This window comes from Staphylococcus sp. HMSC077D08 (assembly GCF_001837945.1).
GTDB classification, from domain to species: domain Bacteria; phylum Bacillota; class Bacilli; order Staphylococcales; family Staphylococcaceae; genus Staphylococcus; species Staphylococcus epidermidis.
This window is the reverse complement of the sequence record NZ_KV834762.1, coordinates 338518-361562: the sequence shown is the minus strand read 5'-3', so window position 1 is coordinate 361562 and position 23045 is coordinate 338518. Positions and strand designations below refer to the sequence as shown.

The following is a 23045-nucleotide window of genomic DNA, read 5'->3' as shown; positions in this document are numbered from 1 at the left end:
CATATTGATTTTGATATACAAAGCAAACCCTAGATAAAGGAGGTGTTTATGTGAATTTATTAAGCCTCCTACTCATTTTGCTGGGGATTATTCTAGGCGTTGTTGTAGGGTATATTGTTGCCCGAAATTTATTACACCAAAAACAAGTTCAAGCAAGACAAACTGCCGATGATATTGTTAGCTATGCTAATAAAGAAGCAGACAATATTAAAAAAGAAAAATTACTTGAGGCAAAAGAAGAGAACCAAATTTTAAAAGAACAAGCTGAGAATGAACTGCGTGAAAGACGTGGTGAACTTCAAAGACAAGAAACCCGACTTCTTCAAAAAGAAGAAAATTTGGATCGGAAATCTGATCTTTTAGATAAAAAAGATGAGATTTTGGAACAAAAAGAATCAAAACTTGAAGAAAGACAACAACAAGTAGATGCAAAAGAGAGTAGTGTTCAAACATTAATAATGAAGCATGAACAAGAATTAGAACGCATCTCCGGTCTCACTCAAGAAGAAGCTGTGAAAGAACAGCTTCAAAGAGTTGAAGAAGAACTGTCACAAGATATTGCAATACTTGTTAAAGAAAAAGAAAAAGAAGCGAAAGAAAAAGTTGATAAGACAGCTAAAGAATTACTTGCTACAACTGTACAAAGATTAGCAGCAGAACATACAACTGAATCAACTGTTTCAGTCGTAAATCTGCCTAATGATGAAATGAAAGGTCGTATCATAGGTAGAGAAGGTAGAAATATACGTACGTTAGAAACACTTACTGGCATTGATTTAATCATTGATGACACACCAGAAGCAGTTATTTTATCAGGCTTTGATCCAATTAGACGTGAAATTGCTAGAACTGCACTAGTTAATTTAGTTTCTGATGGACGTATTCATCCTGGACGTATTGAAGATATGGTCGAAAAAGCTAGAAAGGAAGTAGACGATATCATAAGAGATGCTGGAGAACAAGCTACTTTTGAAATAAATGTACACAATATGCATCCTGATTTAGTGAAAATTTTGGGTCGATTAAATTATCGAACTAGTTATGGTCAGAATGTACTTAAACATTCAATTGAAGTTGCCCACCTCTCAGGTATGCTTGCAGCAGAACTAGGAGAGGATGTTACTCTAGCTAAACGTGCAGGATTACTACATGATGTTGGTAAAGCTATTGATCATGAAGTTGAAGGTAGTCACGTAGAAATAGGTGTTGAATTAGCCAAGAAATATAATGAAAATAACATAATTATTAATGCTATTCACTCACATCATGGTGATGTTGAACCAACCTCTATCATTTCTATTTTAGTTGCAGCAGCAGATGCATTATCAGCTGCGCGACCAGGTGCACGTAAAGAGACACTTGAAAATTATATTAGAAGACTTGAGAGACTCGAAACGTTATCTGAAAGTTATGATGGGGTAGAAAAAGCATTTGCTATACAAGCTGGTAGAGAGATTCGTGTAGTCGTCTCACCTGAAGAAATTGATGATTTAAAATCATATAGATTGGCAAGAGATATTAAGAACCAAATTGAAGAAGAGTTACAATATCCTGGACATATCAAAGTGACAGTTGTTCGAGAGACTAGAGCAATAGAATATGCTAAATAATTCCATAAGCCACTGACCGTATCTACGGCCAGTGGCTTATTAAATATAATATAAAAAACCGAGCGTATAAACGCTCGGATATAATGATTTATTTTAATTGTAAATCAACTTCATTAATTTCTTTTAAAATTTCAGCTGTATCATAGCAATTTGTAGCGATGTTTGCATATTTTTCTGCTAAACGATAAGCATTAATGTATAAAATTAAACTTTCTTTAGCGATATCTTCAGCTTCATCAGATTTGGCTGGATTTGAAGTTACAACTAATTCAGCAAATTTTTCAGGATCAATATTAATAGACATGAATGAATAAACAACTCCTATATTTTTATTAGTTTTATATTAACACAATACATAAATATAAAAAAGTAAAGTCTTTTAATTTTCAGAATAATTAATTTGTTGATGAGACTTTTATTATAGTACAGTATCCATTAAACTTAATTTATGAGAGGATGAACAGAAATGAGAATATTGTTTATAGGTGACATCGTTGGTAAAGTGGGCAGGAAAATGATGACTACTTATTTACCTAAAATTAAACAAGCTTATCACCCAACAGTTTCTATAGTAAACGCTGAAAATGCCGCACACGGTAAAGGATTAACAGAGAAAATTTACAAACAACTTCTAAGAGAAGGCGTGGATTTCATGACTATGGGTAATCATACATATGGTCAAAGAGAAATTTACGATTTTATTGATGATGCTCATCGAATGGTTAGACCTGCAAATTTTCCTGATGAAGCTCCAGGAACAGGTATGAGAATAATAAAAATTAACGATATTAAATTGGCTATTATTAATTTACAAGGGCGTTCATTTATGCAAGATATTGATGATCCATTTAAAAAGGCTGACCAGTTAATCGAGGAAGCTCAAAAATCTACACCATACATATTTGTAGATTTTCACGCTGAAACTACATCTGAAAAAAATGCTATGGGTTGGTATTTAGATGGTAGAGTGAGCGCTGTTGTTGGTACTCATACACATATTCAAACTTCTGACGATCGTATATTACCTCATGGCACAGGATATATCACAGATGTCGGAATGACAGGTTATTACGATGGTATTTTAGGTATCAATAGAGATGAAGTTATTCAACGTTTTATTACCAGTTTGCCACAAAGGCATGTTGTTCCAGATGATGGGCGAGGCGTATTATCAGGAGTTATCATAGATTTAGATAAAGAAGGTAAAACGATTCAAATAAAGAGACTGTTAATAAATGAGGACCATCCTTTCCAAATTTAAAAGGATATAGTCCATTAGTATGAATTTAAACTTGTACCACTGTTGAAATAGTAAAACAGTGGTTTATTTTGTTATCATAGAGAGTGAATTAATACCACAGGAGGCATGTGATATGAAATCACAAATATCATGGAAAGTGGGCGGTCAGCAAGGCGAAGGTATTGAATCTACCGGTGAAATCTTTGCTACTGCAATGAATAGAAAAGGTTATTTTTTGTATGGATATAGACACTTTTCTAGTCGTATAAAAGGTGGCCATACTAATAATAAGATAAGAGTTTCAACATCGCCTGTGCATGCGATTAGTGATGATTTGGATATACTCATTGCTTTTGACCAGGAAACGATTGAATTAAATCATCATGAAATGAGAGAAGATAGTATTATAATTGCAGATGCTAAAGCAAAACCCCAAAAGCCAGAGAACTGTGTGGCTCAATTAATTGAGTTACCATTCACTAGCGTGGCAAAGGAACTTGGAACAGCATTAATGAAGAATATGGTGGCAATTGGTGCGACATCTGCACTGATGGATTTAAATACATCAACTTTTGAAACTTTAATCGATAACATGTTTTCAAAAAAAGGTAATAAAGTTGTTGATATGAATATACAAGCTCTTAATATGGGTTATGATTTAATGAAGCAACAAGTTACCAACGTTAATGGAGACTTTACGTTAGAGAATGGTAGCGGTCATCCTCATTTATATATGATAGGTAATGACGCAATTGGATTAGGAGCAATAGCAGCTGGATCAAGATTTATGTCTGCTTATCCAATTACGCCAGCTTCTGAAATTATGGAATACATGATTGCCAATCTACCTAAAGTTGATGGTACTGTCGTTCAAACTGAAGATGAAATAGCAGCAGCAACGATGGCGATTGGTGCTAACTATGCAGGCGTACGAGGATTTACAGCAAGTGCAGGTCCAGGTCTTTCCTTAATGATGGAATCTATTGGTTTGTCTGGTATGACTGAAACGCCGTTAGTCATTATTAATACTCAAAGAGGTGGTCCTTCTACTGGCTTACCAACAAAGCAAGAGCAATCAGATTTATTACAAATGATTTATGGTACCCATGGTGATATTCCGAAAATTGTCGTTGCTCCTACAGATGCTGAAGATGCGTTTTACCTTACTATGGAAGCATTTAATTTAGCTGAAGAATACCAATGTCCAGTCATTCTGTTAAGTGATTTACAATTATCATTAGGAAAACAAACTGTTAAAACGCTCGATTATAATAAAATCGATATTCGTCGTGGAGAAATAATACAGTCAGATATCGAGAGAGCTGAAGATGATAAAGCATACTTTAAAAGATATGCATTAACAGCTAGTGGCGTATCACCACGATCAATACCAGGTGTTAAAGGTGGTATACATCATGTAACAGGTGTTGAACATAATGAAGAAGGGAAGCCAAGTGAGGCGCCTATGAATCGTCAGAATCAGATGGAAAAACGAATGCGTAAAACTGAAAGCTTGGTTATCAATAATCCTGTGTTACTCAATGAACATGATGACAAAGCAGATATACTGTATATAGGATTTATATCTACTAAAGGTGCTATTGGAGAAGGTGCAGAAAGACTAGAACGACAAGGTGTAAAAGTGAATACGATGCATATTCGACAATTACATCCGTTCCCTAAAGATATTGTTCAACAAGCTATTAATAAAGCTTCGAAAGTAATAGTCGCAGAACATAATTATCAAGGACAATTATCAAGTATTTTAAAAATGAACACACAAGTTAATGATAAATTAGTTAATCAAACAAAATACGATGGGAAACCTTTCTTACCTTGTGAAATTGAAGAAAAAGGTTTAGAAATTGCTAAAGAGTTAAAGGAGTTGGTGTAATTGGCTACATTTAAAGATTTTAGAAATAATGTGAAGCCAAACTGGTGCCCTGGTTGCGGTGACTTTTCAGTTCAAGCTGCTATACAAAAAGCGACAGCGAACATTGGTTTAGAACCAGAAGATGTAGCAATCATTACAGGGATTGGTTGTTCTGGTAGACTATCAGGTTATATTAATTCTTATGGTGTGCATTCTATTCATGGTCGTGCATTGCCTCTAGCACAAGGCGTTAAAATGGCAAACAAAGATTTAACAGTTATCGCTTCTGGTGGCGATGGAGACGGCTATGCAATAGGAATGGGACATACTATTCATGCTCTTAGACGTAATATGAATATGACGTATATTGTCATGGACAATCAAATATATGGATTAACTAAAGGACAAACATCACCTTCCTCAGCTAAAGGATTTGTAACTAAATCAACACCTAAAGGAAATATAGAAAAGAATGTAGCTCCATTGGAATTGGCACTATCCTCTGGTGCAACTTTTGTAGCACAAGGATTCTCAAGTGATATAAAGGCATTAACTAAAATGATTGAAGATGCGATTCATCATGATGGTTTTTCTTTTGTTAATGTTTTCTCACCTTGTGTTACTTACAATAAAGTGAATACTTATGACTGGTTTAAAGAACATTTAACAAGTATCGATGATATTGAGGGCTATGACAACACAGATAAACAACTTGCTATGAAAACTGTGTTGGATCATGAGTCATTGGTTAAAGGTATTGTTTATCAAGATACAACAACACCTTCTTATGAATCGCAAATTTCAGAACTAGAACATGAGGCGTTAGCTAAAAGAGACATTCATATTACAGAAGAAACTTTTAACGACTTAACTGCACAATTTTTATAAAGGATACTCATTCATAGTAACTAGAATTGCGTCAAAATAAGTAGGTAAAATAAAAACGAAGGTGTACTTTTAATATGATACATCATGACTATTCAATTTTACTGAAATTTCTTATCTAATAACTTTAATGATTACGATAGAAAATCAAGAAGTACGGTTCAATTTAAAAAGTATTATAGAGCATGCATATAGGGAAATAATATATTTAAAGAGTGGGTCAGAATAACATTTTAATTCTGCTCACTCTTATTTTATATCTATATTGCTTATCAAAGTATAATGATTCAATAATGTAATTCTCATTTAACATTTTTTACACGATTAATCACCTATCTCATCTAAAGGTAAATAATATAAGAATGACATAATTTATTCCAAATTATTTTAAAAATATAGGTAAAGTAATTAACAGATGAAATTTTTCTCAGAGTTATTATTAAATATATAAATAAGGCGAACAGTTAAATGAACAGTCCTAATCAATGCAATAATTTTATTTTTTAATAAATATGTAAAAGATTTTGTAAAAAGATTTTAAGAATATGAATTTTGGGAATAATAAAAATATAAGATGATTTTTCGGAGGTTAATATGGACAAATTCAAATCTATGACGGAATTAAAAGAATTAACTAAAGAAGGAAAAGATTGGGAAATAGAGTTTGAAAATCGTTCTAGCATGGTCACTATATTAGCAATACACGGCGGTGGAATTGAACCTGCCACAACTGAATTAGCATATACGATTGCACATCGTGGCAACTATAACTATTTTTCCTTTAAAGGTATGAGAAGTGAGGGAAATAATGAGTTACATGTGACTTCTACACACTATGATGACCAAATTGCATTAGATTTAGTGAGAGGTAGTCAAAGAACTGTAGCCATACATGGTTGTGAAGGGAATGAAAGCGTGGCTTATATAGGAGGTAGTGATGACCGACTCTTTGAGTTAATCACTGAATCCCTTGAAGATATAGGAATTAGTGTGCAAGAGGCACCACACCATATTTCTGGAACTCAAGAAAATAATATTGTTAATATGACTCAAACCCAAGGAGGAGTGCAATTAGAACTGACAGCTCAGTTAAGAAAAGAGCTGTTTAAAAATAGAAAAAGTTCACGCAAAAACCGTGAAAATAAAGATAATTGGGATGATTTAATGTACGACTTTGCAGATGCAATGAAAAAAGCTATAGAACGTGCATAATTAAATTCTAACGCGTGTTAAAATAATATTATAAAACTTAATTGGAGAGATGAAACATGCAAGATACATTAATGAGTATTCAAATTATTCCAAAAACACCGAACAACAACGATGTTATTCCATATGTTGATGAGGCAATTAAAATTATTGATGATTCAGGTTTGCATTTCAGAGTAGGCCCGTTAGAAACAACAGTTCAAGGTGAAATGAGTGAATGTCTTATTTTAATTCAAAAATTAAATGATAGAATGGTTGAATTAGAATGTCCAAGTATTATTAGTCAAGTTAAGTTTTATCACGTACCTGAAGGAATAGAAATTGAAACGCTTACAGGAAAATACGACTAAGTGTAAATTAGAATAATATATCTTATCTTGTTTATTTAAGAGCCTAACATGCTATAGTGTTGAAGGCTCTTAAAATTTTGTAAGAAAATAGAGGTATGCTTCAGACGCTATGCATTGTCACACAGAAAATATGATATAAAAGACTTTTATCAACTGATATATTATAAATAAATGGTGTCCAAATAAACATTTAGATATGATTTACATCGATTACAGTAATAAAAAGCTAATAAGTTAATTATAAAAGATAGCTGTAACATCATATACATGTCTTTTTGCACTTTGACTATAAATTTAATATAATGAAGTAATGATTATGGGCATATAGAAAGGATTTTCAAAGTGAATGAAGAGCAAAGAAAGGCTGGAACGATAAATATTCTAGCAGAACGTGATCGTAAAGCTGAGAAAGATTATAGTAAATACTTTGAACAAGTGTATCAGCCACCTAGCTTAAAAGAAGCTAAAAAAAGAGGAAAACAAGAAGTTCAATATAACAGAGATTTTCATATAGATGAAAAATACAAAGGTATGGGTAAAGGTCGTACTTTTTTAATTAAAACATATGGATGTCAAATGAATGCACATGACACTGAAGTTATGGCAGGAATATTAAATGCATTAGGTTATAGTGCGACATCAGATATTAATGAAGCGGATGTGATTTTAATTAATACATGCGCCATTAGAGAAAATGCTGAAAATAAAGTCTTTAGTGAAATAGGAAATTTAAAACATTTAAAAAAAGAACGCCCAGATTGTTTAATTGGGGTGTGCGGTTGCATGTCTCAAGAAGAATCAGTCGTAAATAAAATATTAAAATCTTATCAAAATGTAGATATGGTCTTTGGGACACACAACATTCATCATTTACCTGAAATTTTAGAAGAGGCATACTTATCAAAAGCGATGGTAGTTGAAGTATGGTCTAAAGAGGGAGACATCATCGAAAATTTACCTAAAGTGCGTGATGGTCACATTAAAGCTTGGGTTAATATTATGTATGGTTGCGACAAGTTTTGTACTTATTGTATTGTTCCGTTTACTAGAGGAAAAGAACGTAGTCGTCGTCCAGAGGACATCATTGATGAAGTTAGAGAATTAGCAAGAGAAGGTTATCAAGAAATTACCTTATTAGGTCAAAATGTAAATTCATATGGTAAAGATATCGAAGGTCTGGATTATGAATTAGGTGACTTATTGGAAGATATTTCTAAAATTCATATACCTCGAGTTCGTTTTACAACAAGTCATCCTTGGGACTTTACAGATCGAATGATTGAAGTTATAGCTAAAGGTGGGAACATAGTACCGCATATCCATTTACCGGTACAATCAGGTAATAACCAAGTACTAAAGATAATGGGTCGTAAATATACAAGAGAGAGTTATCTTGATTTAGTTTCAAGAATAAAGGAAGCTATCCCTAACGTAGCTTTAACTACTGATATTATAGTAGGTTATCCAAATGAAACTGAAGAACAATTTGAAGAAACATTAACATTATATGATGACGTTCAATTTGAGCATGCGTACACATATTTATATTCACAAAGAGATGGAACACCAGCAGCTAAAATGAAGGATAATGTACCTTTAGAAGTGAAAAAAGAACGTTTGCAAAGACTTAATAAGAAGGTTGGAATGTATTCTCAACAAGCAATGAGTCAGTATGAAGGTAAGATTGTTACGGTATTATGTGAAGGTTCTAGTAAAAAAGATGAGAGTGTTCTAGCAGGCTATACTGATAAAAATAAACTTGTGAATTTTAAAGGACCAAGAGAGAGCATTGGTAAACTCGTTGATGTCAAAATTGACGAGGCAAAACAATATTCTTTAAATGGAACATTTATACAAGAACATCAACGTTCAATGGTGACACAATAATATGTATAGTGAAAAAGAAATCATTCGAAAAGTCGAAAGTTTAGCAGAGAAAATTGGAAAACTAGAAGTTGTTCAAGATTATCATAATGTAGAAAAACAAATTCATAATAATCAAGCAATAAAACAAAAGATGAATCGTTTGAAAGCACAACAAAAACAATCGGTTAATTTTCAAAATTATGGAAAACAAAATGCACTCGAGCAATCTGAAGCTAAAATTCAGTATCTAAAAGATGAAATTAATGAATTACCTATTGTTGAAGAATTTCGTTCAGCACAATACGAGGCGAATGATTTACTACAAATGATGGTCAAAACAATGGAAGATAGACTCAATGAATATAATAAAAAAGAACATAATGAATAATTATTTTAGAGGAGTTAAGCACAATGAATATTAGAAAGTTGACCATCACAGCATTCTTAATAGCTATTAATGTCGTGTTAAGTAGTTTAATTGTCATTCCTTTAGGTCCAATTAAAGCCGCACCTGTTCAACATTTTGTGAATGTATTATGTGCTGTATTCGTTGGACCATGGTATGGTTTAGCACAAGCTTTTATTTCTTCTGTACTACGAATTTCATTTGGAACTGGAAGTGCATTTGCTTTTCCAGGAAGTATGATAGGTGTCTTACTTTCAAGTCTGTTTTATATGTATAGGAAGCATATTTTTATGGCTTCAGTTGGTGAAGTGTTAGGGACTGGTGTTATTGGTAGTTTAATGTGTATACCTTTAGCATGGTTTTTAAGACTTCAAGATTTCTTTATTAAACCATTAATGCTTATGTTCATAGTATCAAGCTTTATTGGGGCTTTAATTAGTTATATATTGCTTATTATTTTGAAAAGAAGAGGTTTACTAGATAGATTTAACAAAAATTAATATTTATTTGAAGTACGCTTGATGAATAGGGGATTATAAGTAAAATGTTGATATCTGTTCATATGAAAGCGTACTTTTTGTATCTATTACACAAAAGCGTTTCAAAAACATATATGTTAAAATGAATGAGTTAAAAACCATAAATTTATACATATAATATGAATAAAGATATAAAAATAAGGGTTGTGAAAATAGAAATGGCTAACATTACACCAATGATGCAACAATATTTAAAGATAAAATCTGAATATGATGATTGTTTGCTATTTTTTAGACTTGGAGATTTCTATGAAATGTTCTTTGATGATGCTAAAGAAGCATCAAGAGTACTTGAAATAACATTGACGAAAAGAGATGCTAAAAAAGAAAATCCTATTCCGATGTGTGGCGTACCATATCATTCTGCTGATAATTACATTGAAACATTGATTAATAATGGGTATAAGGTCGCTATATGTGAACAAATGGAAGATCCAAAGCAAACAAAAGGAATGGTTAGAAGAGAAGTTGTAAGAATCGTCACACCAGGAACTGTTATGGATCAAAGTGGTATGGATGAAAAGAAAAATAATTATATTTTAAGTTTTATCGAAAATGAAGAATTTGGATTATGCTATTGTGATGTTTCTACAGGAGAACTCAAAGTAACTCATTTCAAAGATACAGCAACCTTGCTTAATGAGATTACAACAATTAATCCCAATGAAATTGTCATAAAGCAAGCTCTATCTGAAGAATTAAAAAGACAAATCAACATGATAACTGAGACGATTACTGTTCGTGAAGATATATCTGATGAAGATTATGATATGAATCAGTTGACACATCAGTTAATGCATGACACAACTCAATTATTGCTAGATTATATTCATCACACACAAAAGCGAGACTTATCTCACATTGAGGAAGTGATTGAATATGCTGCAGTTGATTATATGAAGATGGATTATTATGCAAAGAGAAATTTAGAGCTGACAGAAAGCATACGATTAAAATCAAAAAAAGGGACATTGTTATGGTTAATGGATGAGACAAAAACACCAATGGGTGCTAGACGTTTAAAGCAGTGGATTGATCGCCCATTAATTAATAAACAACAAATCAACGACAGATTAAATATTGTTGAAGAGTTTATGGACCGTTTTATTGAAAGAGATACATTACGTAATCATTTAAATCAAGTGTATGACATAGAACGACTTGTAGGAAGAGTGAGTTACGGAAACGTAAATGCAAGAGATTTAATACAACTAAAGCATTCTATATCCGAAATACCTCATATAAAAGCATTACTCAATGAATTGGATGCACAAACTACCACGCAATTTAAAGAATTGGAACCTTTAGATGACTTGTTACAAATTTTAGAAGAAAGTTTAGTTGAAGAGCCGCCTATTTCCATCAAAGATGGTGGTTTATTTAAAAAAGGATTCAACACGCAACTAGATGAATATTTAGAAGCTTCAAAAAATGGTAAAACTTGGCTTGCAGAATTACAAGCAAAAGAACGTGAACGTACAGGTATTAAGTCATTGAAGATTAGTTTTAATAAAGTGTTTGGTTATTTTATAGAAATTACACGTGCAAACTTAAATAATTTTCAACCTGAAGCGTTTGGCTATAATCGAAAACAAACATTATCTAATGCTGAACGATTTATTACGGATGAATTAAAAGAAAAAGAAGATATAATACTTGGTGCTGAAGATAAAGCAGTAGAGTTAGAATATGAATTATTTGTTAAATTACGAGAACACATTAAAACGTACACGGAACGTTTACAAAAGCAAGCGAAAATCATTTCAGAACTTGATTGTTTACAAAGTTTTGCTGAAATTGCTCAAAAATATAATTATGTCAAACCTACATTTAGTGATGATAAAGTTTTACATTTAGAAAACTCAAGACATCCTGTTGTTGAGAGAGTGATGGATCATAATGATTATGTACCTAATGATTGCCATCTTGATGATGAAACGTTTATTTATCTCATTACGGGACCTAATATGTCAGGTAAGTCAACATATATGAGACAAGTTGCTATAATAAGTATCATGGCTCAAATGGGAGCATATGTACCATGTGATTCAGCAACATTACCTATATTTGATCAAATTTTTACTAGGATTGGTGCAGCAGATGACCTTGTATCAGGTAAAAGTACATTTATGGTAGAAATGTTAGAAGCTCAAAAAGCTTTAACTTATGCTACTGAAAATAGTTTAATTATCTTTGACGAAATAGGAAGAGGTACATCCACTTATGATGGTCTTGCGTTAGCGCAAGCGATGATTGAATATGTCGCTCAAACTAGCCATGCCAAGACACTTTTCTCAACACATTATCATGAATTGACTTCACTTGATCAAATGCTTAACTGTTTAAAAAATGTACATGTTGCAGCAAACGAGTATCAAGGTGAACTGATATTTTTGCATAAAGTCAAAGATGGCGCTGTAGATGATAGCTATGGTATTCAAGTGGCAAAATTAGCGGATTTACCTAATGAAGTCATTGATAGAGCGCAAGTTATTTTAAATGCATTTGAGCAAAAACCTTCGTATCAACTTTCTCATCAGGATACTGACAATCAACGTACGGTTCCGTCGTATAACGATTTTGGTCAAATAGAAGAAGAACAATCAGTTATAGAAACGCATACATCAAATCACAATTATGAGCAAGCGACTTTTGATTTATTTGATGGTTACAATCAACAAAGTGAAGTTGAATGTCAAATTCGAGAATTAAATCTATCCAATATGACACCATTGGAAGCCTTAATCAAGCTGAATGAATTACAAAGTCAATTAAAGTAGAAGAGGTGTAAACGATGGGGAAAATAAAAGAACTTGAGACGTCTCTAGCTAATAAAATAGCTGCGGGTGAAGTAGTTGAAAGACCAAGTTCCGTAGTTAAAGAGCTCTTAGAGAATGCAATTGATGCACAAGCGACAGAGATTAATATTGAGGTTGAACAGTCTGGAATTTCAGCAATAAGGGTTGTAGATAATGGCACAGGTATTGCTCAGGAAGATTTAGGGTTAGTATTTCATAGACACGCAACGAGTAAAATAGTCGCAGATGATGATTTGTTCCATATTCGTACTTTAGGGTTTAGGGGAGAAGCTTTAGCTAGTATTTCATCAGTAGCAAAGGTGACATTAAAGACCTGTACTGATAATGAAAATGGACATGAAATATATGCTGAAGATGGTAAAATTATTCATGAAAAACCTGCAAAAGCTAAAAAGGGTACAGATATACAAGTGGAGTCATTATTCTACAATACACCTGCACGTTTAAAATATATAAAAAGTTTGTATACCGAACTAGGTAAAATTACGGACATTGTAAATAGAATGGCTATGAGTCATCCCGAAATTAGAATTTCTTTAGTTTCAGATGGTAAAAAAATTTTAAGTACGAATGGCTCAGGAAGAACAAATGAAGTAATGGCTGAAATTTATGGAATGAAAGTAGCAAAGGATTTAGTGCATATTTCGGGTGATACTAGTGATTATCATCTTGAAGGATTTGTAGCTAAGCCTGAGCATTCAAGAAGTAATAAACATTACATTTCTATTTTCATCAATGGTAGATACATCAAAAACTTTGTACTCAATAAAGCAATTTTAGAGGGGTATCACACATTGCTTACAATAGGAAGATTTCCTATATGTTATATTAACATCCAAATGGATCCTATTTTGGTTGATGTAAATGTTCACCCAACAAAATTAGAAGTGAGACTTTCTAAAGAAGATCAACTTTACGATCTTATCGTAACTAAAATCAGAGAGGCTTTTAAAGACAAAATTCTCATCCCACAAAACGACTTAAATCGTACGCCCAAAAAGAATAAGGTTTTAGAAACATTTGAACAACAAAAGATTAATTTCGAGAAGAAACAATCACAAATTGGAGAAACATCTGCACCATATGTACATGATCAAAAAGATAAGAATCATGATGTTGAGTCGCATAGGAATAATTTAGATTCAACTTCATCGACAAATAATGAAAGTACGGAAGTTTCTAATGAATTAAACAATCACATTGATGATACTTACTTACAAAGTCAAAAAGAAGTATTGTTTGATATGGAACAAGACACATCTAACGAATATGAGATATTAAATCAGCAATCAAAAGATATTAAAGGAACAGTGAGTCAGACACCTCATCGTAGGGTGCCTTATATGGAAATTGTAGGTCAAGTACACGGTACGTATATCATTGCACAAAATGAAAATGGAATGTTTATGATTGACCAACATGCTGCTCAGGAAAGAATTAAATATGAATATTTTAGAGAAAAAATTGGCGAAGTGACAAATGAAGTGCAAAACTTATTAATACCACTCACTTTCCATTTCTCTAAAGATGAACAGATGATTATTGATCAGTACAAAGATGAATTAGCTAAAGTAGGAGTACATCTTGAACATTTTGGTGGGCATGATTATATTGTAAATAGCTACCCAGTATGGTTTCCAAAAGTAGAAGCGGAAGAAATTATTAAAGATATGATTGAACTTGTATTAAAACACAAAAGTGTTGATGTGAAGAAAATAAGAGAAGATGCAGCAATCATGATGTCTTGTAAGAAATCAATTAAGGCTAATCACTATTTAAAAAATAATGAAATGGCAGATTTAATTGATCAACTAAGAGAAGCAGAAGATCCTTTTACTTGTCCTCATGGCAGACCGATTATTATCAATTTTTCAAATTACGAATTAGAAAAGTTATTTAAAAGAGTAATGTAGAGGAGTTTTAATTATGAAAGAGAATATTTTGCCAGCTATTAGAAATATGAGAGATTTAGAAAAGTTAATTAAAACAGACTACAAGGCATGTGTTGTGTTAGATATGCATATAGGTCATTTGAAAAGCATTATGGAGTTACTTAAAAGTCATTCGATTGAATGTTATGTACATATCGATTTAATCAAAGGACTCAGTCATGATGAATTTGCTTGTGAGTACATTATTCAACAATATAAACCTAAAGGTATTGTTTCTACAAAAGCTAAGGTCATCAAAAAAGCTAAAATGTTAAATACATTGACGATATTTAGAGTGTTTATTATAGATAGTCAAGCATTAACAAGAAGTATTGAACTCATTAAAAAAGTAGAGCCTGACTATGTTGAAGTTTTACCTGGTGTTGCAAGTAAAGCAGTGAGTAAAATTCAACAAGAAACATCAGCATCAGTAATAGCTGGTGGTCTTATTGATGAACAATCGGAAATTAGTGAAGCAATTTCCAATGGTGCTAAGTACGTTACTACAAGTTACGAAAAACTTTGGTAATTCATATACTGTTAATGAGAATGCATTTAAGTTTGTTAATCAGCGTATTATCACTTTTTCATGGAATGAGTGGATTTGAATACCGGATGATTAATAACTTAAAGTGCATTCTTTTTTTATGAAAAAAGAAAAATGTACTTTTAAAAAAATTGTTAAACCTTTTATTTAGTACATTAAAAACAAATGCTCACTATATCAATAAAAACTTTAATCAAATATGACAATTTTTTTACAAAATTGTTGACAACGCTTACAACGTAATAGTAAACTTATAACAAGTTTAAAAGTTAATATTAGAAGAGAGACGCGGAGATTTCTACAAGTAATATATTTGACGTAGGGGTCTCCCTGTTTTTTGGGAGGAATGTATATGAATGCTTATTTAGCAGAATTTTTAGGTACTGCAATCCTTATTCTTTTTGGTGGTGGCGTTTGTGCAAACGTTAACTTAAAGAGAAGTGCTGGTAACGGTGCAGATTGGATTGTTATTGCATTTGGTTGGGGTTTGGCAGTAACAATGGGCGTTTATGCTGTTGGAACGTTTTCTGGTGCACATTTAAATCCAGCTGTAACAGTTGCTTTAGCCATGGATGGTGGATTTAGCTGGGCACAAGTACCGGGCTATATTGTTTGTCAAATGCTTGGCGGTATTGTTGGTGGAGCTTTAGTATGGTTAATGTATTTACCACACTGGAAAGTTACAGAAGATCCAGCAGTCAAATTAGGTGTATTTTCAACAGCACCAGCTATTAAAAATTATTTTGCTAACTTTTTAAGTGAGATTATCGGGACTATGGCTTTAACATTAGGAATTTTATTTATCGGGGTTAATAAAATTGCTGATGGTTTAAATCCAATTATTGTTGGTAGTCTTATCATAGCAATTGGTTTAAGCTTAGGAGGTACTACTGGTTACGCTATTAATCCAGCCCGTGACCTAGCACCACGTATTGCGCATGCTATTTTGCCAATTCATGGTAAAGGTAAATCTAACTGGTCTTACGCAATTGTACCCGTTCTGGGACCAATGGCAGGTGGTATGTTAGGTGCGATTGTTTACGAAGTATTTTATAAACAAACATTCAATTTTAGTTGTTTCATTGGTTTAATTGTACTTATATTCACACTTATACTTGGTGTGATATTAAATAAGATATCTCAAAATAAAAACAACGATATTGAATCAATTTATTAACATATGGCATTCGCATATATAACCGTATGATTAACGTGATATGTTCATGTGTGTTGAACAATCACATTTAAAAGTCTATTTAATTATCATTTTAGAATGTTTAATTGTTTAGATAATGAATTCATTATTCACTTTTGAAGGAGTCATATACCTATGGAAAAATATATTTTATCAATTGATCAAGGAACTACGAGTTCACGTGCGATACTTTTTAATAAAGAAGGAGAAATTAAAGGTGTTTCTCAAAGAGAATTTAAACAACACTTTCCACATCCAGGCTGGGTAGAACATGATGCTAATGAAATATGGACATCTGTTCTATCAGTTATGGCTGAGTTACTTAATGAAAACAATATTAATGCAAATCAAATTGAAGGTATTGGTATTACAAACCAACGTGAAACGACAGTTGTATGGGATAAAAATACAGGTCGTCCAATCTATCACGCTATTGTTTGGCAATCACGTCAGACACAAGATATTTGTACAAATTTAAAGGAACAAGGCTATGAAGAAACATTTAGAGAAAAAACAGGTTTACTTTTAGACCCGTACTTTGCGGGAACTAAAGTAAAATGGATTCTTGATCATGTTGAAGGTGCTAGAGAAAAAGCTAAAAATGGTGATTTACTCTTCGGAACAATCGATTCATGGTTAGTATGGAAATTGTCAGGGCGTACTGCTCATATTACAGATTACACAAATGCAAGTCGTACATTAATGTTTAATATTTATGACCTAAAATGGGATGATGAGTTGTTAGAACTCTTAGATATTCCTAAACAAATGTTACCTGAAGTTAAAGAATCAAGTGAAATTTACGGGAAAACTATCGACTATCACTTCTTTGGTCAAGAAGTACCTATTGCTGGTATTGCCGGTGACCAACAAGCAGCATTATTTGGTCAAGCATGTTTCGACCGTGGTGATGTAAAAAATACATACGGCACAGGTGGATTTATGCTAATGAATACTGGTGAAGAAGCAGTTAAGTCTGAAAGTGGCTTGTTAACAACTATTGCATACGGTTTAGATGGAAAAGTTAATTATGCACTTGAAGGTTCAATTTTCGTATCTGGTTCTGCTATCCAATGGCTACGAGATGGTTTGAGAATGATTAATTCTGCGCCACAAACCGAAAACTATGCTTCAAGAGTAGAGTCAACTGAGGGTGTTTATATGGTTCCAGCATTTGTTGGTTTAGGTACACCTTATTGGGATTCAGAAGCAAGAGGTGCTATTTTCGGATTATCTCGTGGTACGGAAAAAGAACATTTCATTCGTGCTACATTAGAATCTTTATGTTATCAAACAAGAGATGTTATGGAAGCTATGTCTAAGGACTCAGGTATTGAAGTTCAAAATTTACGCGTTGATGGTGGTGCTGTAAAAAATAACTTCATTATGCAGTTCCAAGCAGATATCGTAAATTCATCTGTTGAAAGACCTGAAATCCAAGAAACAACAGCACTTGGTGCTGCATATTTAGCTGGATTAGCTGTTGGATTCTGGGATGATAAAGAGGATATCCGTGAACGTTGGAAACTTCAAACTGAGTTCAAACCAGAAATGGATGAAGATCAACGTCATAAACTTTATAGTGGTTGGAAAAAAGCTGTTAAGGCGACTCAAGTATTTAAATTAGAAGATTAAGCTATGTTTTAGACTTTTTAAATCTTTAAATGGACTTGATTTTCTTAACTGTGTTATAATCTAGATAAGTTAATAATAAAATCGAGAAACGAGAGATTTGTTCGTACAAAACAATTTAATGTTATTGTGGGGATAAATTTCTCGTTTTTTATTTATAACTAGGAGGCGTTTAGATAATGTCATTATCTACATTGAAAAGGGATCATATAAAAAAGAATTTAAGAGACACTGAATACGATGTTGTTATCGTAGGTGGCGGTATTACAGGTGCAGGTATTGCTTTAGATGCAAGCAATCGTGGGATGAAAGTAGCTTTAGTAGAGATGCAAGACTTTGCACAAGGTACAAGTTCACGCTCAACTAAACTTGTACATGGTGGTTTAAGATATTTAAAACAACTGCAAGTAGGGGTAGTTGCAGAAACAGGTAAAGAACGTGCTATTGTTTATGAAAATGGTCCGCATGTGACAACACCAGAATGGATGCTTTTACCTATGCATAAAGGTGGTACATTTGGTAAGTTCTCAACTTCTATTGGACTAGCTATGTACGATCGTCTAGCTGGTGTCAAAAAATCTGAACGTAAAAAAATGTTATCTAAGCAAGAAACGTTAAATAAAGAACCTTTAGTTAAACGTGATGGATTAAAAGGCGGTGGCTACTATGTAGAATACCGTACTGATGATGCGCGTTTAACTATTGAAGTTATGAAAAAAGCTGCTGAAAATGGAGCAGAAATCCTTAATTATACAAAATCAGAACACTTCACTTATGATTCTAATAAGAAAGTAAATGGTATTGAAGTATTGGATATGATTGATGGCGAAACGTATGCGATTAAAGCTAAAAAAGTTATTAATGCTTCAGGTCCATGGGTTGATGAAGTGAGAAGTGGCGATTATGCTCGTAACAATAAGCAATTAAGATTAACTAAAGGTGTGCACGTTGTTATAGATCAATCTAAATTCCCATTAGGTCAAGCAGTATACTTTGATACTGAAAAAGACGGACGTATGATTTTCGCAATTCCACGTGAAGGAAAAGCTTATGTAGGAACAACTGACACATTTTATGATAATGAAAAAGCAACTCCTTTAACAACACAAGAAGATAGAGACTATTTAATTAATGCAATTAACTACATGTTCCCAACAGTTAATGTTAAAGATGAAGATATTGAATCAACATGGGCAGGTATTCGTCCGTTAATTCTTGAAAAAGGTAAAGATCCTTCTGAAATCTCACGTAAAGATGAAGTTTGGGAAGGTGAATCTGGATTATTAACTATAGCAGGCGGTAAATTAACTGGTTATCGTCATATGGCACTAGAAATTGTTGATCTATTAGCTAAACGTTTAAAACAAGAATACGGGTTGAAATTTGAATCATGCGCCACAAAATATCTAAAAATTTCCGGTGGTGACGTTGGCGGAAGCAAAAACTTTGAACACTTTGTTGAACAAAAAGTTGATGCAGCTAAAGGATTTGGAATTGATGAAGATGTGGCACGTCGCTTAGCAAGTAAATATGGTTCAAATGTGGATCAACTATTTAATATTGCTCAAACGGCACCATACCATGATAGTAAGTTGCCATTAGAAATTTATGTTGAATTAGTTTATAGCATTCAACAAGAAATGGTTTACAAACCAACTGACTTCTTAGTACGTCGTTCTGGCAAATTATACTTTAATATTCAAGATGTGTTAGATTATAAAAATGCTGTGATAGATGTTATGGCAGATATGCTTAATTATAGTGAAACTCAAAAAGAGGCTTATACTAAAGAAGTAGAAGTTGCGATTGATGAGGCACGTACAGGTAATGATCAACCCGCAACTAAAGCTTAATCATTCCTATTGATTGTATATCTAATAGATTATAATAAACTACTTGTAGATGGAGGAGACCTTTTTATCTGCAAGTAGTTTTTTATTTTAATACTATAAACTTCTAAAACCTCAATGTGCGTACGATTTGATATGATATCTCACACACGGTATATTAAATATGATATAAGTTGATGTACTATAAATGACATAACAAATAAAAAGGAATGGGGGCATATGTTGTGAGTCAAAGTCATTTTAAAATAACAGTTGAAGATGGAACAATGATAGAGGTGAAAATTGATAAAGCAAAAAAGAGTACTATTGGTATTGTTCATCTTTTCCATGGCATGGCTGAACATATGGACCGTTATCAAGAGTTAGTTGAAGCTTTAAATACACAAGGTTATGATGTTGTCAGACATAATCACCGTGGACATGGTAAAGAAATAGATGAGAATGAACGTGGTCATTTTAATAGCATGAATCAAATTGTAGATGATGCTTATGAAATCATTGAGACATTATATCTTGAAGAGCTCAATGTACCCTATATTATCATAGGTCATTCAATGGGCTCCATTATTGCTAGATTATTTGTTGAAAAGTATCCTGACATTGCTCAAGGTTTAATTCTTACAGGAACAGGTATGTTCTCCAAGTGGAAAGGCGTTCCCATACGTATAGCGATGAAGATAGTTACATTTATTTTTGGAAAACGACGTCGACTCAAATGGGTGAATCAATTATTGAATAAAACTTTCAATAAAAAAATCACTCAACCTCGAACAGAAAGTGATTGGATTTCTACACGTCAAGATGAAGTTGATAAATTTGTGGAAGATGAATTTTGTGGATTCAAAGTATCAAATCAGCTCATTTATCAAACTTTAAAGACCATGATGAAAACAGCAGAACGACAACAATTAAAAAGAACAGACAAAAATCTACCTATACTATTTATTTCTGGGAAAGATGATCCGTTTGGTGAATATGGTAAAGGTATAAAGCATTTAGCTAGATTATATAAAAGGGCAGGTATTAAACATATAACAGTACAACTATATAAACATAAGCGTCATGAAATATTATTTGAAGAAGATTATTTGAAAACTTGGCAACACATGTTTGAATGGATGGAAAAGCAAATTTTGAAAAAACAAAAGTGAGTGAATCTTAAATGACTGAAATGACAAAGCCTTTTTTAATCGTTATTGTAGGTCCAACGGCTTCAGGTAAAACTGAGTTAAGTATTGAAGTTGCTAAAAAATTTAACGGAGAAATTATTAGCGGAGATTCAATGCAGGTCTATCAAGGCATGGATATTGGTACAGCAAAAGTTACAACTGAAGAAATGGAAGGTATACCACATTATATGATAGATATCTTGCCTCCGGATGCTTCTTTTTCTGCATATGAATTTAAAACAAGGGCAGAAAAATATATTAAAGATATTACTGGAAGAGGCAAGGTGCCTATTATAGCAGGAGGAACAGGACTATATATACAATCTCTCTTATATAACTATGCTTTTGAAGATGAATCCATATCTGATGATAAAATGAAGCAAGTTAAATTAAAATTAACAGAACTTGAGCAGCTTAATAATAATAAGCTTCACGAATATTTAGCTTCATTCGACAAAGAATCAGCCAAGGATATACATCCTAATAACAGAAAAAGAGTGTTGCGAGCAATAGAATATTATTTGAAAACAAAAAAACTTTTAAGTTCTCGCAAGAAAGTGCAACAATTTACTGAAAATTATGATACATTATTAATAGGGATTGAAATGTCGCGTGAAACATTATATTTAAGAATAAATAAACGTGTTGATATTATGTTGGGCCACGGATTATTTAATGAAGTGAAACATCTCGTTGAACAAGGTTTTGAAGCGAGTCAAAGTATGCAAGCCATTGGGTATAAAGAGCTTGTACCCGTTATAAAGGGAAATATAAGCATGGAAAGTGCTGTAGAGAAATTAAAACAGCATTCACGACAATATGCTAAAAGACAGTTGACTTGGTTTAAAAATAAAATGAATGTTCATTGGTTAAATAAAGAAAGGATGTCACTTCAAATGATGTTAGATGAGATTACAACCCAAATAAATAAAAGGAGTTCTAACCATGATTGCAAACGAAAACATCCAAGACCAAGCACTAGAGAACTTTAAATCGGAAAAAACTGAAGTCACAATTTTCTTTTTAAACGGCTTTCAAATGAAAGGTGTCGTTGAAAATTATGACAAATATGTTGTAAGTTTAAATTCTCAAGGTAAGCAACATCTGATTTACAAACATGCGATCAGCACTTTCACTGTAGACAATGAATCGTCTGAAGCAACTGAAGTGAATAGTGAAGAATAAAAAGTTGTAATCAAAGTGCATTCATAATGCATCAACTCAATAGAAGTCATATTTTGACTTATTTAAGAATGTTATTAAATATTGAAGCACATGTTTTAAACGTAGCACTTTAACACAAACCAAGGAATGTTTGTAATAAAAAATGCTTCATCTAATGTAAATATTGAATTTATTAATTCAGTTCAAAAACATTAGATGAAGCATTTTCTTTTTAAAATTTATGATAGTAATTTTTCAATTTCAGACTTTATTTGTTCCGGTTTCTTTTGAGGGGAAAAACGTTTAATCACATTACCTTCACGGTCGATTAAGAATTTAGTGAAGTTCCATTTGATTTTTTCGTTTATCATACCTTTAGCAGCGTCTGTTAAAAAGCGGAATAATGGATGTTGATTATCACCTTTAACATCAACTTTTTCATGAATAGGGAAAGTCACACCATAGTTAATTTTGCAATTTTGAGCAGCTTCTTCCCCCGAGCCTGGTTCTTGACCACCAAATTGGTTACATGGAAATCCTAAAATAATAAATCCTTGATCCTTATACTCATCATATAACTTCTGTAAACCCTCGAATTGAGGTGTAAAACCACATTCGCTAGCAGTGTTGACAATAAGCATAACGTCACCCTTATACTGCTCTAATTTATAACTTTCACCATTGTTTTTTTCTACAACGAAATCATAAATACTTTCCATATTATCACCCTTTCGCTATACATCTAATTTAACACAATTTG

At 32.6% G+C, this 23045-nt stretch carries 20 protein-coding genes; 18 read left to right on the top strand and 2 right to left on the bottom strand.

Going from position 1 to position 23045, the window contains the following annotated elements; genetic code table 11:
- Positions 1-50 precede the first annotated feature (50 nt).
- The gene (gene rny / locus HMPREF2663_RS06230) at positions 51-1610 is read left to right on the top strand and encodes a ribonuclease Y (protein ID WP_001829512.1); all 1560 of its coding nucleotides are present in this window, start codon (positions 51-53) and stop codon (positions 1608-1610) included.
- Positions 1611-1698: 88 nt separating this feature from the next.
- Here rny and HMPREF2663_RS06225 read toward each other — a convergent pair whose 3' ends face one another.
- Complete coding sequence (locus tag HMPREF2663_RS06225; protein ID WP_002446315.1) at positions 1699-1914, bottom strand: hypothetical protein; 216 nt, start codon at positions 1912-1914, stop codon at positions 1699-1701.
- A gap of 162 nt (positions 1915-2076) precedes the next feature.
- Here HMPREF2663_RS06225 and HMPREF2663_RS06220 point away from each other — a divergent pair, with 162 nt between their 5' ends.
- The 17 genes from HMPREF2663_RS06220 to hfq all read left to right on the top strand — a co-directional run bounded on the left by HMPREF2663_RS06220 (position 2077) and on the right by hfq (position 22306).
- Positions 2077-2871, top strand: coding sequence for a TIGR00282 family metallophosphoesterase (locus tag HMPREF2663_RS06220; protein ID WP_002446316.1), 795 nt, complete (start codon positions 2077-2079; stop codon positions 2869-2871).
- Between the two features lie 112 nt (positions 2872-2983).
- Positions 2984-4744, top strand: a complete 1761-nt coding sequence (locus tag HMPREF2663_RS06215; protein WP_070846037.1) for a 2-oxoacid:acceptor oxidoreductase subunit alpha — start codon at positions 2984-2986, stop codon at positions 4742-4744.
- A complete protein-coding gene (locus HMPREF2663_RS06210; RefSeq protein ID WP_002457346.1) occupies positions 4745-5611 on the top strand; it encodes a 2-oxoacid:ferredoxin oxidoreductase subunit beta in 867 nt (288 codons plus the stop codon).
- 591 nt (positions 5612-6202) lie between these two features.
- The gene (locus tag HMPREF2663_RS06205) at positions 6203-6820 is read left to right on the top strand and encodes a poly-gamma-glutamate hydrolase family protein (protein ID WP_070846035.1); all 618 of its coding nucleotides are present in this window, start codon (positions 6203-6205) and stop codon (positions 6818-6820) included.
- Between the two features lie 56 nt (positions 6821-6876).
- A complete protein-coding gene (locus HMPREF2663_RS06200) occupies positions 6877-7167 on the top strand; it encodes a thiamine-binding protein (RefSeq protein ID WP_001829496.1) in 291 nt (96 codons plus the stop codon).
- Between the two features lie 342 nt (positions 7168-7509).
- Complete coding sequence (gene miaB / locus HMPREF2663_RS06195; protein ID WP_070846033.1) at positions 7510-9054, top strand: tRNA (N6-isopentenyl adenosine(37)-C2)-methylthiotransferase MiaB; 1545 nt, start codon at positions 7510-7512, stop codon at positions 9052-9054.
- 1 nt (position 9055) lies between these two features.
- Entirely contained in the window at positions 9056-9421 is a 366-nt protein-coding gene (locus tag HMPREF2663_RS06190; protein WP_002439569.1) for a YlbF/YmcA family competence regulator, read from the top strand.
- A 23-nt stretch (positions 9422-9444) separates the two neighbouring features.
- The gene (gene thiW, locus HMPREF2663_RS06185; RefSeq protein WP_002489929.1) at positions 9445-9939 is read left to right on the top strand and encodes an energy coupling factor transporter S component ThiW; all 495 of its coding nucleotides are present in this window, start codon (positions 9445-9447) and stop codon (positions 9937-9939) included.
- A 197-nt stretch (positions 9940-10136) separates the two neighbouring features.
- Complete coding sequence (gene mutS, locus HMPREF2663_RS06180; protein ID WP_002489935.1) at positions 10137-12758, top strand: DNA mismatch repair protein MutS; 2622 nt, start codon at positions 10137-10139, stop codon at positions 12756-12758.
- A gap of 14 nt (positions 12759-12772) precedes the next feature.
- Positions 12773-14710 carry a DNA mismatch repair endonuclease MutL gene (gene mutL / locus HMPREF2663_RS06175; protein ID WP_070846031.1) on the top strand — a complete coding sequence of 646 codons (1938 nt, stop codon included), beginning with the start codon at positions 12773-12775 and terminating at the stop codon, positions 14708-14710.
- A gap of 13 nt (positions 14711-14723) precedes the next feature.
- Positions 14724-15257 (top strand): glycerol-3-phosphate responsive antiterminator, encoded by a 534-nt coding sequence (locus HMPREF2663_RS06170; protein WP_002487388.1) that lies wholly within the window; start codon positions 14724-14726, stop codon positions 15255-15257.
- Between the two features lie 370 nt (positions 15258-15627).
- Positions 15628-16452, top strand: a complete 825-nt coding sequence (locus tag HMPREF2663_RS06165; RefSeq protein ID WP_002446324.1) for an MIP/aquaporin family protein — start codon at positions 15628-15630, stop codon at positions 16450-16452.
- Between the two features lie 153 nt (positions 16453-16605).
- Entirely contained in the window at positions 16606-18105 is a 1500-nt protein-coding gene (glpK, locus tag HMPREF2663_RS06160) for a glycerol kinase GlpK (protein WP_002489950.1), read from the top strand.
- Between the two features lie 176 nt (positions 18106-18281).
- On the top strand, positions 18282-19955 hold the full coding sequence (locus tag HMPREF2663_RS06155; protein ID WP_002446326.1) for a glycerol-3-phosphate dehydrogenase/oxidase: 1674 nt from the start codon (positions 18282-18284) through the stop codon (positions 19953-19955).
- Positions 19956-20176: 221 nt separating this feature from the next.
- Positions 20177-21103: an alpha/beta hydrolase gene (locus HMPREF2663_RS06150; protein WP_032605407.1), complete on the top strand. Its 927-nt coding sequence runs from the start codon at positions 20177-20179 to the stop codon at positions 21101-21103.
- Positions 21104-21114: 11 nt separating this feature from the next.
- Positions 21115-22113 carry a tRNA (adenosine(37)-N6)-dimethylallyltransferase MiaA gene (miaA, locus tag HMPREF2663_RS06145; RefSeq protein ID WP_002491369.1) on the top strand — a complete coding sequence of 333 codons (999 nt, stop codon included), beginning with the start codon at positions 21115-21117 and terminating at the stop codon, positions 22111-22113.
- Positions 22067-22306: an RNA chaperone Hfq gene (gene hfq, locus HMPREF2663_RS06140; RefSeq protein WP_001829517.1), complete on the top strand. Its 240-nt coding sequence runs from the start codon at positions 22067-22069 to the stop codon at positions 22304-22306. The genes miaA and hfq overlap by 47 nt, the downstream gene beginning before the upstream one ends.
- 218 nt (positions 22307-22524) lie before the next feature.
- Here hfq and HMPREF2663_RS06135 read toward each other — a convergent pair whose 3' ends face one another.
- On the bottom strand, positions 22525-23004 hold the full coding sequence (locus tag HMPREF2663_RS06135) for a glutathione peroxidase (protein WP_002446329.1): 480 nt from the start codon (positions 23002-23004) through the stop codon (positions 22525-22527).
- Positions 23005-23045 lie beyond the last annotated feature (41 nt).

Coding starts and splice junctions, on each gene's coding strand:
- HMPREF2663_RS06190 (WP_002439569.1), top strand. CDS start 9,056: ATGTATAGTGAAAAAGAAATCATTCGAAAAGTCGAAAGTTTAGCAGAG.
- HMPREF2663_RS06165 (WP_002446324.1), top strand. CDS start 15,628: ATGAATGCTTATTTAGCAGAATTTTTAGGTACTGCAATCCTTATTCTT.
- HMPREF2663_RS06200 (WP_001829496.1), top strand. CDS start 6,877: ATGCAAGATACATTAATGAGTATTCAAATTATTCCAAAAACACCGAAC.
- HMPREF2663_RS06205 (WP_070846035.1), top strand. CDS start 6,203: ATGGACAAATTCAAATCTATGACGGAATTAAAAGAATTAACTAAAGAA.
- HMPREF2663_RS06220 (WP_002446316.1), top strand. CDS start 2,077: ATGAGAATATTGTTTATAGGTGACATCGTTGGTAAAGTGGGCAGGAAA.
- thiW (WP_002489929.1), top strand. CDS start 9,445: ATGAATATTAGAAAGTTGACCATCACAGCATTCTTAATAGCTATTAAT.
- HMPREF2663_RS06155 (WP_002446326.1), top strand. CDS start 18,282: ATGTCATTATCTACATTGAAAAGGGATCATATAAAAAAGAATTTAAGA.
- mutL (WP_070846031.1), top strand. CDS start 12,773: ATGGGGAAAATAAAAGAACTTGAGACGTCTCTAGCTAATAAAATAGCT.
- glpK (WP_002489950.1), top strand. CDS start 16,606: ATGGAAAAATATATTTTATCAATTGATCAAGGAACTACGAGTTCACGT.
- hfq (WP_001829517.1), top strand. CDS start 22,067: ATGATTGCAAACGAAAACATCCAAGACCAAGCACTAGAGAACTTTAAA.
- mutS (WP_002489935.1), top strand. CDS start 10,137: ATGGCTAACATTACACCAATGATGCAACAATATTTAAAGATAAAATCT.
- HMPREF2663_RS06135 (WP_002446329.1), bottom strand. CDS start 23,004: ATGGAAAGTATTTATGATTTCGTTGTAGAAAAAAACAATGGTGAAAGT.
- HMPREF2663_RS06225 (WP_002446315.1), bottom strand. CDS start 1,914: ATGTCTATTAATATTGATCCTGAAAAATTTGCTGAATTAGTTGTAACT.
- HMPREF2663_RS06215 (WP_070846037.1), top strand. CDS start 2,984: ATGAAATCACAAATATCATGGAAAGTGGGCGGTCAGCAAGGCGAAGGT.
- miaA (WP_002491369.1), top strand. CDS start 21,115: ATGACTGAAATGACAAAGCCTTTTTTAATCGTTATTGTAGGTCCAACG.
- HMPREF2663_RS06170 (WP_002487388.1), top strand. CDS start 14,724: ATGAAAGAGAATATTTTGCCAGCTATTAGAAATATGAGAGATTTAGAA.